This window comes from Rhizobium sp. WYJ-E13 (assembly GCF_018987265.1).
In the GTDB taxonomy this organism is placed as follows: domain Bacteria; phylum Pseudomonadota; class Alphaproteobacteria; order Rhizobiales; family Rhizobiaceae; genus Rhizobium.
Window position 1 is genome coordinate 2,208,361 of sequence record NZ_CP076853.1, and the last position, 13,219, is coordinate 2,221,579.

11 protein-coding genes and 1 pseudogene are annotated in these 13,219 nt (G+C 61.6%); 9 read left to right on the forward strand and 3 right to left on the reverse strand.

The annotated features are described in order from the left end of the window. The first annotated feature begins 182 nt into the window (after positions 1-182). Positions 183-1,022, forward strand: coding sequence for an SDR family NAD(P)-dependent oxidoreductase (locus KQ933_RS11185; protein ID WP_216754950.1), 840 nt, complete (start codon positions 183-185; stop codon positions 1,020-1,022). 153 nt (positions 1,023-1,175) lie between these two features. Next, positions 1,176-1,466, forward strand: coding sequence for a hypothetical protein (locus tag KQ933_RS11190; protein WP_216754951.1), 291 nt, complete (start codon positions 1,176-1,178; stop codon positions 1,464-1,466). 268 nt (positions 1,467-1,734) lie between these two features. Here the strand turns inward: KQ933_RS11190 and KQ933_RS11195 are convergent, their stop codons facing one another. Next, entirely contained in the window at positions 1,735-2,328 is a 594-nt protein-coding gene (locus KQ933_RS11195; protein WP_216754952.1) for a hypothetical protein, read from the reverse strand. Positions 2,329-2,563: 235 nt separating this feature from the next. Next, positions 2,564-3,103, reverse strand: a complete 540-nt coding sequence (locus tag KQ933_RS11200) for a Pycsar system effector family protein (protein ID WP_216754953.1) — start codon at positions 3,101-3,103, stop codon at positions 2,564-2,566. Positions 3,104-3,282: 179 nt separating this feature from the next. Between KQ933_RS11200 and KQ933_RS11205 the strand changes: the two genes are divergently transcribed. From KQ933_RS11205 to KQ933_RS11220, 4 genes are all read left to right on the forward strand, one after another. Beyond that, complete coding sequence (locus KQ933_RS11205) at positions 3,283-6,990, forward strand: FecR domain-containing protein (RefSeq protein ID WP_253958227.1); 3,708 nt, start codon at positions 3,283-3,285, stop codon at positions 6,988-6,990. Continuing rightward, positions 6,990-9,005, forward strand: a complete 2,016-nt coding sequence (locus KQ933_RS11210; RefSeq protein WP_253958228.1) for an adenylate/guanylate cyclase domain-containing protein — start codon at positions 6,990-6,992, stop codon at positions 9,003-9,005. The genes KQ933_RS11205 and KQ933_RS11210 overlap by 1 nt, the downstream gene beginning before the upstream one ends. An 82-nt stretch (positions 9,006-9,087) precedes the next feature. Further along, complete coding sequence (locus tag KQ933_RS11215) at positions 9,088-9,780, forward strand: fumarylacetoacetate hydrolase family protein (protein ID WP_216754955.1); 693 nt, start codon at positions 9,088-9,090, stop codon at positions 9,778-9,780. 10 nt (positions 9,781-9,790) lie between these two features. Continuing rightward, the gene (locus KQ933_RS11220; RefSeq protein ID WP_216754956.1) at positions 9,791-10,321 is read left to right on the forward strand and encodes a gamma carbonic anhydrase family protein; all 531 of its coding nucleotides are present in this window, start codon (positions 9,791-9,793) and stop codon (positions 10,319-10,321) included. Positions 10,322-10,399: 78 nt separating this feature from the next. On the opposite strand, the gene KQ933_RS11225 is transcribed toward KQ933_RS11220, so the two are convergent. Beyond that, on the reverse strand, positions 10,400-11,098 hold the full coding sequence (locus tag KQ933_RS11225; RefSeq protein WP_216754957.1) for a thioredoxin family protein: 699 nt from the start codon (positions 11,096-11,098) through the stop codon (positions 10,400-10,402). 236 nt (positions 11,099-11,334) lie between these two features. Here KQ933_RS11225 and KQ933_RS11230 point away from each other — a divergent pair, with 236 nt between their 5' ends. From KQ933_RS11230 to KQ933_RS33435, 3 genes and pseudogenes are all read left to right on the forward strand, one after another. Then, entirely contained in the window at positions 11,335-12,195 is an 861-nt protein-coding gene (locus tag KQ933_RS11230) for a cytochrome b/b6 domain-containing protein (RefSeq protein WP_216754958.1), read from the forward strand. Continuing rightward, positions 12,192-12,968, forward strand: a complete 777-nt coding sequence (locus KQ933_RS11235; RefSeq protein WP_216754959.1) for a molybdopterin-binding protein — start codon at positions 12,192-12,194, stop codon at positions 12,966-12,968. The genes KQ933_RS11230 and KQ933_RS11235 overlap by 4 nt, the downstream gene beginning before the upstream one ends. 16 nt (positions 12,969-12,984) lie before the next feature. Next, a pseudogene (locus KQ933_RS33435) lies at positions 12,985-13,062 on the forward strand (gamma carbonic anhydrase family protein); the annotation flags it as partial. Between the last annotated feature and the right edge of the window lie 157 nt (positions 13,063-13,219).

Consider the following 13,219-nt stretch of genomic DNA (forward strand, 5'->3'; position numbering starts at 1 on the left):
GCCGACCGGTCGCCGCTTCTCCGAGGCCCTTCACGCTCGCGACCATCGGCAATCCTCACGCGCGACATTTGCTGTTCCGCAAGTCTTCACAATGGAATGGTGGGACCGTATTTTGCGTTGTCCAAGACAGCCGCAACCACCAGCCGCGATTGCAGTCAACCATCGTTGAGGGGCCCGCCAGCATGAAAGATGTCGTCGCATTGGTAACAGGGGCAAGCCGCGGTGTCGGCCGCGGGATCGCACTTGCCCTGCTCGCCGAAGGAGCCACGGTTCACGTGACCGGCAGGACGCGTTCCGAGGCGGAAGCAAGCGGGGGCAAACGCTCCGGCTCTCTGGAAGGGCTCGCGCTTGAGGCTGCGGACCTGCCCGGACGCCTTGTCCTTCATCATTGCGACCACGCCAACGACGCCGAGACCGAGAGTGTGGCGGAAGAAATCAGAGCCGGCAACAGGCTGGACATTCTGGTGAACAATGCATGGCCCGGCTATGAAAACATGGTCGAGAATGGTGATTTCACCTGGCCTCGCGCCTTCTGGGAGCAGCCCCTCTGGCGGTGGGACGCGATGATGGGCACGGCACTGAGGGCGGCTTTCATCACGTCGCGTGCAGTGGCGCCTGTCATGATCTCGGCACAGCACGGCCTGATCGTCAATATTTCATTCTGGGCAGCGCAACTCTACGACGGGAACGCGATCTATGGCATCGCCAAAGCTGCTGCGGACAAGATGGCCGCAGACTTCGCGCACGATCTGCGTCCGCACCATGTCGCCGCCGTCGCTCTCTATCCCGGCCTGGTCCGCACCGAAGCCGTCATGCAGAATGCGGAATATTTCGACCTGTCCAACTCCGAGTCACCGCAGTTTATCGGCCACGTCATATCAGGGCTCTGGCGGGACGCGGCGCTGATGTCGAAATCCGGCAAGGCCCTGGTCGCGGCAGAGCTTGGCCGGGAATATGACATTACCGACATCAACGGCTACAGGCCTGTTCCCCTCACTGCGGCGGACTTTGCGAAGACCTGAGTCCAACTACCGAGCCGTCCAGACAGCCGGCGATAGCGAAGGTGACATCTACCCCGCCACTCAACCTTCCGGATTATTTTCAGCAACCCAGCCCACACGATTTACGCGTAACTTACAACCTGATATCGCAGCCTGCGGGTTAAGGGATATCACATGACGACGCGCAACGTCGCGGGGATCGCCGGGGATGCCGACAAGGCGTGCTTCGTCCAGGTCCTGTTGCGACCAATCAGATTTTTCAGACTCCGCACGGTGCTTACAACTTGGCACTGGTACTACGCATGCGAGCCGGTAACGGGCGTCCACGGCGAGATACTTGAAGGCTACGTCATGCGCCGGCGAGAAGGTGGCTCAATCCTCTACCGCGGCATGACCGATGAGGAAGCCGAAGCTTGCAAGACCGATCTCCATGTTCTGGCTCTTTTGAGATTTGGCGGCGTGTAGAAGAAGCTGGATAGCGGCAGCCAATTCGGACCTTCTGCTTCATGAGGGCCGATCGAAAAGGCCAGGCGGCGGGACGCTGACGAAGGACCGTTTCGCCCGGTCAACGCTCTCTTCTATGCATCGCTCGGCTTCCGGCTCGTTGAAAAATCCGAACCTTCGCCGTGCCCGCAGGCCATCCTCATTTCCGAGGCCGAAAAAGGCCGTGATCCGGCCAGGCGCATCGGCATTGTTCTGGCGTCTTGATACCCCTGGCGCCGGCGGCAGCCCGTCACTTCGAAATCCTGGAGCCTGCGCTTTCGGCCTGGCATCTGGCGAGATTGTCGAAATTGATCTGCAGAAACATAACCGCACTATCCGGCTCCAGCGCGCCGACAGAGAGCGTAACAGACGTAATCCCCGCGACAGGCGCTCTTACGCCTGCTCGCGCCGGCCAGCGGAATTCATAGTCCCGCTGTTCTTCGTGAAGCGCCATCACCCAATCGGCAGGCCGCGTCCATTGTGCGTTTGCATGCAGCGTGTCCACCTTCGCCGGTGAGCCGTAGATCGCCTCAAGCCGCCGCACGACCGCATCCATCTGCTTGCGCACTGCCACTCCGCCGGCATCGTCCACCGTCCGCGGCGCGACGGCCGTTACCGAGCATAGCCCGGTTTTCTCACCGACAGTCACCAAATAGCCGGTAAAATCCGGGTCGGGCTTCGGCACGGATGCAAGGCGGTAGCGCTGGGAACCCATCGCATTTGCAGTAAGCCCCAGCGATGTCCGCGTCTGGCCTTCATGCAGCCCGAAAACCTCCGCCTGCGGTGATGCCGATGGCTGGGCAAAATGCAGGATCGTCGCGATGATGAGGGCAATCAGGCTCATGGGCTGAAATCCGGTTTGTGCAATTGTAGCTAGCGTGCAACCTCAATTTGCGTCAAGCCGGAGCTCCCTAAGACAAAGCGCACCCCGTGCACGCTCCAACGCTCATCGAGACCAAGGCACCTCCTACCGCAGTTCCTCAAAGAAACTCGCGAGGCGCTTGCCCGTCACTATCTCAAAAAGACCGCACTCCCCGCCTCCGGAATTTCCGTCCTGCGCGGTTTCGACGCAGCGCCCATCAAGCCGCCACCAGCAGTAGCACATAGGCCACGACCGTCACCATCAGCCCCCGAAACGCAATCGTCACGAAGCGGTATTTGCTGCGCGCGATATGCGAGAGGATATCGGCATTCTCGACATATTGGTCGAAGAGATAGCGCTCGTCGCGCCGGATCGCCGCATCGAAGAAGGTATCTCGATGAACAGGCCATGCCCCCCAGAACATCGAGGTCGATTTGTCGAGTCGCCGCGGCAGCACGACCAGGATGGCAGAGAGAATCGAAAAGACCGAGGCTGCGGCCAGGAGCCCGGAGAAGAGAATGGCCTGCGGCGTGCCCTGCGCGTAGCGCGCAAAGGTGAAGACCGCCCTCACCTCGGCTGAGCTCACAAGAAAGGCGAGCATAAAAGTAAAGATATAAGCGGCCTTCTGATCCGATATCTTGATCTGGTCATAGAATATGTCGTTGATTTTCTTGACGTGGTCGAAATACTCCGAGCTGATATCCTCGGTCGACGGAGAACTGGAGGGCAGTTCCGCAAAATTTTCAAACTCGCTCAAAGGAAGTCCCCACCCGCAATAGTGTTTCCCTAATATTACACTTGGCCTTGAAAGCAAGAACACGTGTGCATCCACCTTGACTTTTACAGCCCGCTTGGCCAAACGGGAAAAGGATGCGGGGGTATCTGTCAATGTCGGGGCCGAAGTCTATTCTGTGCGCAAGCACATCTCTTGCGCTCATGTCAGCTTTACTTGCATTTCCGGTTGCAGCCGAACCGGTTCAGCGCCCGACTCCGGTTGCAGGCTCTGTCATTGCCCGCAAGACCGGCGAGGAAGTACGCTTCGTCGATGTCACCAACTGGCGCGTCGTCGATCTCAATCAGGACCTCCTGGATGGAGACGTGCTGCGCACCAATGCCACCGGCCAGCTCGCCATCCTCTTTTCCGATCACACGCAGATCCGCCTCGGCCGCAATTCCGCGCTGCAGGTCAAGAAGATGTCGCAAACCGGCGACACGATCCTCAACCTGCAGTCCGGCACCATCTGGGCGCGCGCCCAGCGTGGCGGCCAGGGCCTGACGGTCGAAACCCCTGCCGCCGCTGCCGCCATCCGCGGCACGGACTGGACCATGACCGTCGAAGGCGCCAGGACCTCGATGATCGTGCTCGAAGGCCGCGTGGCGCTCAGCAACCCGCAGGGCAGCGTCGAGGTGAACGAGGGCGAAGGCGCTGTCGCCACCATCGGCCAGGCGCCGCACAAGATCATCAGCGTCAACCCTGACGACCGCGAGCAGATGCTCTTCTATCTGGACCTGCGCGACGGCTTCGGCCTGATGCCGACTTCGCCGCTGCGCGCCGACCGAATGGCCTCAGAGCGCAGGCGGTTGCTGGCCCTGCCGCCTGCGCGCCGCACGACGGATGATTGGCTGGAACTTGCCGAAGTGCAAAGCGCCTTCGACGGCCGTCAGGCTGCAGCCGCAACGCTACAGAATATCCGCGGCCGCAAGCTGACGGTCGCCCAGCAGGCGCGCGTCGACCTGCTCGACGCCACCATCGCCGGCTCCGAAAAGCGCTATGGCGATGCGGCAAAGCTCTTCCAGAAGGCCCTGCCGCATCTCGACCCGACCCGCCGCAACATGGCCCAATATGGCGGCTATTTCGCCCGGTCTCTGGCCGACCCCACGCATGCCGAGCCGCCGCCGAAAAACACCACCGGCCCCTACGGTGCGATCATGGAAGCCTATACGGCAGGCTTCCTGGAAAATCCGCCTGTCGCGCTTGAGATCATCAGGAAAGCGGAACAGCGCTATCCCGATGATCCAACCCTGCCGGCGGTCCGCGCCCAGCTCGCGCAGCTCGTCGACGACCGCAAGCAGATGAAGGAAGCCTTTGAACGCTCGCTGGCGCTCGACCCCGATCATCCGATGGCGCTCGCCGCCCGCGCAGGCTACAGAGCTGCCTATGAAAGCGATATCAACGGCGCGCTGGCAGACCTGAACCGCGCATTGGAACTTGCCCCCGGCGCATCGGGCACGCTCAATTCGCTCGGACTGCTGCAGAGTTCGCGCGATGCCAATGGCGAAGCCGAGGAAGCCTTCAAGAAGGCGATCGAGCTTGATCCGCAGGACCCCTTGCTGCACGCCAACCTCGCGATCCTTTATCTCGATCAGGCCCGGATGAAGGAGGCCAAGCGCGAGATCGACACGGCAATCGCCCTCGACCCGTCCTTCGATATCGCGCTGCTTGCCCGCGGCCGCTACTATCTGCAGACCGGCGAGCGTGACAAGGCGCTGGAAGATCTGCTCGCCGCCAGCACCGCCAATCCGGGTCACTCACAATCGCAGCTGATGCTTGCCGCCGCCCATTATGAAAAGGGCGATCGCCTCCCCTCCCAACAGGCGCTCGACAATGCCAATCGCCTGGATGATAACGATCCGGTCATCTCCGCTTTCCGCACCGCCGTCGATATCGACGATTACAATGCCGATGGCGCAATCGCCAATGCGCAGGAATTCCTGCGTCGCTCGCGCGCCCGTGGCGGCGATTTCAGCGGGCTCGGCGCCAATCAAAGCGCCGGCTCGACTCTGAACAACGCCTTCCGCCTGCAGGGGCTGGATGCCTGGGGCCGCTATTATGGCGATGCCGTCTTCGATCCCTTCAAAGGCAGCGGTTATATCGATCAGTCGATCAAGGGCAGCATCTTCCCATTCGTCAATGCGACGAGCTTCAGCGACGACAATGTCATCCTGAACCGGGCCAATGCGTCAAGCTACTCGTCCTTCATTCAGGGCCTGCTGCTCTCTCCGCATATGCTGTCCGGCCGTTCGCGCTCAGCATCGCTGTTCGACGTGCCCTTCATCGAAGGCTCGGTCGGTGGCGGCATCAACAGCGTCGATGGCCACACACGCCGCACTGGCGAAGCGGAAATCCAGGGCTATTCGAACGCGACGATCCCGATCAGCTTCTACGGCAATCTGACCTGGGAGGAATTGGCGCTGGACGGCACCTACTCGGGCTTCGGGGGCTATGCGACCGATAACAAACTGCTCGGTGGCAACGGCTATATAACGGCCACTGTGACGCCCGACGATCGTGTGGTGGCTTATGTCAACCATGCCAAGAATAGCGGAACGCTGAATGCGCTGTCACAAGGCACGGCGCTGACGGATTTCCTCAATCTTCTTGGCGCCGGCCTTCCGGATATCGTGACCTCGCAATATTCCGATCGGCTCGTCGATGCAGAGATAACTAATGCCGGTATCGGCTGGAGCCACACGTTCAGCTATGAAAACATCCTGAACGGAGCCTTCCTCTATTCGGAAACCAAGTCGAAGGTCGATAACTTCCTAAGCGTGGATGATGCGCCGCTCTTCGGCCTGCCCGATCCGGAAGTCATTCCCTTCCTGGACACTACGGAGGAATCATCCTCGAAGACCTATATCGGAGCTCTCAGCCATTCCATCGGCAACGGTCCCCTGACCTGGCGATACGGCATTGAAGGCGGCTGGATCGATGGCAGCACGACCACGTCTTCTCGCCTGCATGATCTCTTTCCCAGGCTTCTGATTATCCCCGAAACCACCGACGGCCCCAACCCTGTAAGCAATACCGTCAATATCGGCCGCGCCTATATCGACGTTCTGCATGACATTACGCCCGACCTGAAAGGCGAATACGCCCTGTTCGGTACGCGCATGGAAGGCGACGGCGTCGATGTGAGCCGGCTGGAACCGCGCTTCGGCCTTGCCTGGGCTCCGACCCAGAGCCAGTGGCTGCGCGCCGCCTTCATGCGCCAGAGCCTCGATCTCGGCGTTCCTACTCTTGCCCCCATCGGCATCCTTGGTCTGCAGGCAAATCAGTTTTCGGTCAGTGCCGAAGGTTATGCGGACACGGCAGCCTTCCAGTGGGATGCAGAGTGGACCGACAGATTCTTCACTTCCGTCGAATACCAGCATCAGGAACTGCACGATTTCTCCATCGATCTGCCGCTGATTGCACTTCCTGCCGATGACAGTATGTCGCTCTCGCGCGGCTCGATCGACCGCGCCGCCGTCACCGCTAACGTCGCGCTCGGCAACGGCTTCGGCCTGTCCGCCACCTACGCCTATATGGATTCCGAGAACAAGGATCAGGGATCGCTGAACTACGGTGGCAACCTGCCTTATATCCCGCAAAACTCCGGCCAAGTCGCACTCACCTGGGTCAACGAAGCCAAGGTGAAAGCCACCGTTGCCGCCAATTATATCGGCGAGCGTGATGGCGACGATCTCGGCACCAAGCTCGACGATTACTGGAGCGTCGACGCGCACCTCATCTGGGAACCCTTCGACAAGCGTATCGCGCTCGAAGCCGCCGCCTATAACCTGCTCGACGAGGATTTCGAAATCACGCCCGGCGTGCCCGGCTGGGGCCGCGCCTTCAAGGGCAGCCTGAAGATCCGCTTCTGATGATGGCGCGCCCGGCCGCCCTGCAACGCCCCAACGCAGAGCGTCCGGATCTGCCGCGCGGGGAGACCGGGCGCCCGCCCGGCTGGCCCTTCTCCAGCCGCGGCATTCGCCTGCTTGTACTGGCGCTGGTCACGCTGATCACCATTTCGCTGATCTCGCGCCTGCCCGCCTGGTCGCTCACGGAGCTGCGCACCTTCGACTATCTCTCCACCATCGACGACCCGACCCCGCCCGATGGCGGGCCGATCATCGTGGCGATCGACGAGCCGGCGCTTGCCGATATCAATGCTCAATGGCCCTGGCCGCGCAGCCTGCATGCCGAACTCGTCAAACAGCTGCGCGCCGCCGGCGCAAAGGCGATCGCCCTCGATATCATCATGGCCGAGCCTTCGACGCCCGAAAACGATCAGGCGATAACATCCGTCGTCGGCCCGGACGTGGTGCTCGCCGGCGATGAGACGCTCATTCAGACGCCACAGGCCGATCAGCTGGTGCGCACCACGCCGCTGCCGCAGTTGACGCAGGCAGGCGCACGCACCGGCATCGCCTCCATCACGCTGAATGGCGACGGCATCTTCCGCAATATTCCATCCTATGAGGACGGCTTCGCCATGGAGCTTGCCAAGGCTGCGGGCATCAAGGCGCCGCATCTGCCGGCAGGCGCGCTCGTCCAGTCCCTCGGCCCGGCCCGCAGTTACCCCACTGTCTCCTACTATCAGGCGCTCGACCCAAGGAATTTCCTGCCGCCCGATATATTCAAGAATCGTGTCGTGTTGGTCGGCCTCAGCCTGCAGAATGCCCCCGAGATCGACCAGGGCGGCGTCGATGCTTATGCCACACCCTACACGGTGCACACCGGCAAGCTGATCTCGGGCGTCGAGGTACAGGCCACCATCTATGACAATATCGTCCATGGCCTGGCGATCACGGAGGCCGGCCTGCTGCTGGTCGCGATCTGCATCCTCATTGCCGTATTGCTGGCCGCCGCCACCGTCTGGAAAGCCACGAGCTGGCGCACCTTGGTCGCCACTGCCGCTGCTGTTCTCGCCTTTGCGGCGGCCAGTTATGCCGGCATCCGCTTTACCCATGTCTTCGTCTCGCCGCTTGGGCCGACCGTTGCATTCGTCGCGGTCGCCTTCGGCCAGGCGGCTTTCGATTATGCGCAGGAGCGCCACCAGAAGCGCCAGATCACCCGCGCTTTCGCCCAATATATCTCACCCGATCTGGTGCGCCGCCTCTCCAACGATCCCTCGCAGCTGAAGCTCGGCGGTGAGCGGCGCACGCTGACCGTCCTGTTTTCCGATGTGCGTGGCTTCACCACCATCGCTGAAACGATGAAGGACGATCCCGAGCAGCTGACGACGCTGATCAACCGGTTGCTGACGCCGCTATCCGATGTCGTCATGGATCACGGCGGCACGATCGACAAATATATGGGCGATTGCATCATGGCCTTCTGGAATGCGCCGCTCGACGACCCCGACCATGCGCTGCATGCCGTGAAGGCCTCGATTGCCATGCAGGATGCGATCGCCACGCTGAACCGCGATCTGGAGCGCGAAGCCATCGCGTCGGGCCGGCCGCTGCATGTCCTGAAAATGGGTGTCGGCATCAATACCGGCGAATGCATCGTCGGCAATATGGGCTCCACCCGCCGCTTCGACTATTCCTGCCTTGGCGACAGCGTCAACCTCGCCTCTCGTCTCGAAGGCGCCTCGAAGAACTATGGCGTGGCCCTGCTGCTCGGCGAGGAAACCGCCCGCCTTGTCGCCGACCGCTACGCCGTGGTCGAACTCGACCGCATCATCGTCAAGGGCCGCACCGTCCCCTCGCCCATCTTCACCGTGCTCTACGGCTCGCACCGCGCGGTATTGCCGGAGCATAACGCCTTCCTGGAGGCGAAATATGCGGGCACACTGACCATGGCGGATCCCGCCTTCGAAACCCTGCCGAAAGCCATACCGGAGCTTGCGGCCTATTACGCGCTGATGCGCGGCGCCCTCGCACAGGACTAACCCGGTCCACACCGCACTTTCCCCCGGCGGCCTTTTGCGTCTAGGATGTCGAAGACTCGTCAATCAGCCAAGAAGTCCCATCATGTCCCTTCCCGCCACCGTCATTCCCTTGCCGCAGCCCGTTCTCCTGCCCGTCGAAGACAGCGCAGAAAGCTTCCCCGTCCGCCGCGTCTATTGCGTCGGCCGCAACTATGCCGACCACGCCATCGAAATGGGCCATGACCCGAACCGCGAGCCGCCCTTCTTCTTCCAGAAGAATGCCGACAACCTGTTTTCCGGTAGGGACTTCCCCTATCCGCCGCTGTCGAACGATGTGCATTTCGAGGTCGAATGCGTGCTGGCGCTGAAGGCCGGCGGCGCCGATATTCCCGCCGAAAAGGCGCTCGACTGCATCTATGGCTACGGCGTCGGCATCGATTTCACCCGCCGCGACCTGCAGGCCGAAGCCAAGAAGCTCGGCCGCCCGTGGGAGCTCGCCAAGGCTTTCGAACATTCCGCCCCGGTCTCTCCCATCGTCCCGGCCAGCCGCATCGGCCATCCCACCGCCGGCCGCGTCTGGCTGGAGGTGAATGGCGTCAAAAAGCAGGATGGTGACTTAAACCAGATGATCTGGAAAGTGCCGGAAATCATTGCAGAGCTTTCGAAACTCTTCGTTCTCGCCCCAGGCGACGTCATCATGACCGGAACACCTGCCGGTGTCGCCGCCATCAACAAGGGCGACAGCATTTCCTGCGGCGTCGACGGCATCGCGACGCTGTCGCTGAAAGTGGTCTGAGGAGGCAGCGATGGCGATCTATGCGCTCGGAGGCATCAAGCCGAAACTGCCTCCACCAGGCACCTTCTGGATCGCCTCCGACGCGCATGTGATCGGCGATGTGGAACTTGCCGAAGAGGTCGGCATCTGGTTCGGCGCGGTGCTGCGTGGCGACAACGAACCGATCGCGATCGGCAAGGCCACCAACCTGCAGGAAGGCGTCATGGTCCACACCGACCCCGGCTTCCCGACGACGATCGGCGAAAATTGCACCATCGGCCACCACGCCATCACCCACGGCTGCACGATCGGCAACAACTCGCTCGTCGGCATGGGCGCCACCATCCTGAACGGCGCCAGGATCGGCAACAACTGCCTCGTCGGCGCCAATGCGCTAGTCACCGAAGGCAAGGAATTCCCCGACAATTCCCTGATCGTCGGCTCACCCGCCAAAGCGATCCGCACGCTGGACGACGAGGCGGTCGCCAGGATCGCCCAGTCCGCGAAGAAATATGTCGGCAACTGGCAGCGCTTTGCGCGGGATCTGGTGCGGATCGATTGACAATCGACCGCGCGGATCGACCAAAATCGACCGCGGGATCGTAGGCGACCGCAGGAGGATCGGTCAGCGAAGCAGTTTTCAGTCGGTTGCTGCGGCGAGAATCCTGCCGCCTTTCGGCTCCTGGACGATGATGGCGCTCTTGAGGTCGCCGGTTGCAGCCGGGATCGGCAACCTCAACATCTTGCCGTTCCAGGTCCCGAGACGCGTCAGTTCGTGCACGACATGGGCATGCGGCAATGTCTCGCCGGCATTCTCGCCTCTGGCGACCGGAACCTGCACGGTGCCCGGAGCGTAGCGGACGAGCCACACGTCGGCGGCGGCGGTCCGGTCCTTCGCAGCGTCGATGACAGCCGCATTCCGGACAAGCGCGATCCCAGGGCCGGATAGTGCGGGCTCGGACGCGATCACGCGCCGGATCTCGTTGAGATCATAGCCGATGGTCGACTGATGGCCATTGACCACCATCTGCGGCGTGAAAGGGCCGGATTGGCCGAGTGCCGGCTCATAGGTCACCTGCCGGTCAGTGAACTCCCTCCTCCCGAAAATGTCCTTCCATCCAAGATAGTCCCAATAAGTCACCGAGAAGCTCAAAGTGAGCACATCAGGATCGTTGCTGAGCTTGACGAGATTGGCATTGGCCGGAGGACATGAGGAACAGCCCTGGCTGGTGAACAGTTCGACGACCGCAGGCGATTGCCCAGCGCCGGCCTGAGCGGCGGAACCAAGGCCGAAGACTGCTGCGATGATCGCAAGATTGAACGCGGCGGATTGTTTCATGGCGGTGCTCCCTGGTGATCTGCATCTCGTTCTCCTTCGCAGGTGGAACGCCATTCGTTACAGCTTCACGCACTTGTGACGGCGTCGCCCGGATGTCCTGAAAGCCGCACCGCCAGCCTTTCCCGGTGAAAGGTTCGCGGCTGCGAAGAAAAAACTTCGGAACGCCAGTAACAAATCCCGCTTCGCCTACGTACATGCAAGTAGGGGCGTGACGGTACCGGACATCGAAAACGATCATGGCAACACTCGACGATCACAGCCAGGCCACTCCAGCAGGCCCGATGACAACAATCATCCGCCGGCACTCGCTGGCGACCCGCATTACACACTGGATCAACGTTCTCTGTCTCAGCCTGCTTTTGATGAGCGGGCTGCAGATTTTCAATGCCCACCCGGCGCTCTATTGGGGCCAGTACGGCGCGAATGCAGACCCGTCATGGCTGTCGATCGGTGCCGTCGATGAGGATGGCGCAACGCGCGGCGTGCTTCGCATCGGCAAGCTGCAGATCACGACAACAGGTCTTCTCGGCGTTTCGGGAACCGGCGATGACGCGGCCGAGCGTGGCTTCCCTTCCTGGATCACCATTCCGAGCTACCAGGATCTCGCAACCGGCCGCCGCTGGCATCTGTTCTTTGCCTGGCTCTTCGTCATCAACGGATCGATCTATGCGCTCATCGGCTTTCTGTCAGGCCATTTCCGCCGCGATCTGGCACCGAGCGGGGAAGAGATCTCGCCGCGCCATCTGGGGCAGGAGATAGCCGACCACGCGCGCCTGCGCTTCCCCAAGGGTGAAAAGGCAAGGCGTTACAATGTGCTGCAGAAGCTCGCCTACCTGATCGTCATCTTCATCCTGCTGCCGCTGATGTTTGCAACGGGCCTGACCATGTCGCCCGCCATGGATGCCGGCTATCCCTTCCTGCTCGACCTCTTCGGCGGCAGGCAAACGGCCCGGTCGATCCACTTCATCTGCGCCTGGTCGATCGTCCTCTTCGTTTTCGTGCATATCGCAATGGTGATCCTGTCCGGCCTCTGGAACAACATGCGCTCGATGATAACGGGCCGCTACGTGATCGAAACCGAAAGGGACGATCGATGACCTTCTCCATCACACGCCGCGGCCTGTTGATCGGGTCGGCTGCCGGCCTCGGTGCATTCGGCCTGACCGGCTGCGACGATGTCGTCCAGAACTCCAATGTCCAGTCCGTTCTCGATATGGCCGAGACGCTGACGATGAAAAGCCAGCGGCTGCTCGTTCCCAGGGACAAGCTGGCGCCGGAATATTCCGAAGCCGATATCTCGCCGACATTCCGGCCGAACGGCACGAGCCAGCCCGACAGCGAAGCCTATGCGCAGATGATGGCAACCGGCTTTGCCGACTGGCGACTGAAGATTGACGGGCTGGTAGAGCGTCCCGTCGAGCTTTCGCTCGCAGATCTGAAGAAGCTGCCTTCACGCACCCAGATCACCCGGCACGACTGCGTCGAGGGCTGGAGCGCCATCGGCAAGTGGACGGGCGCGCAGCTCGGACCACTGCTGCAGAGCGTGGGGCTGAAGCCTGCCGCCCGCTATGCCGTCTTCTACTGCGCAGACCAGCTCGAACTGACGCTGGACGGCAGCGGAACCTACTACGAAAGCATCGATCTTATTGACGCCTTTCACCCGCAGACCATCCTCGCCTACCAGATGAACGGCAAGGATCTGGAGGTCGCCCACGGCGCCCCGCTTCGCCTGCGCGTCGAGCGCCAGCTCGGCTACAAGCATGCCAAATACCTAATGCGGATCGAGATGAAGGACAGCTTCGCCGGCCTGTGGGGCGGCAAGGGCGGCTTCTGGGAAGACCGGGGCTACGAGTGGTACGCCGGAATCTAGGAATGACCGCCGCTGCAAGATCGGCAACACCTGCCTCATCGGCGCCGACGCGCTCATTACCGAGGGCGATGAATTCCCCGACAACTCCCTGATTGCCATCGCACGGCAAGGCCATTCGTGCGCTGGAGATCGAGGCGATGGCCTATGGATATGGGCAAAGCAGCCCTGATGCGTCAGCATGATCCGGCGGGGAAGCTCATTGGTATGCGCAGAACATCTGGCATCCGCAAGCCGACGCTGGCATAAATGAG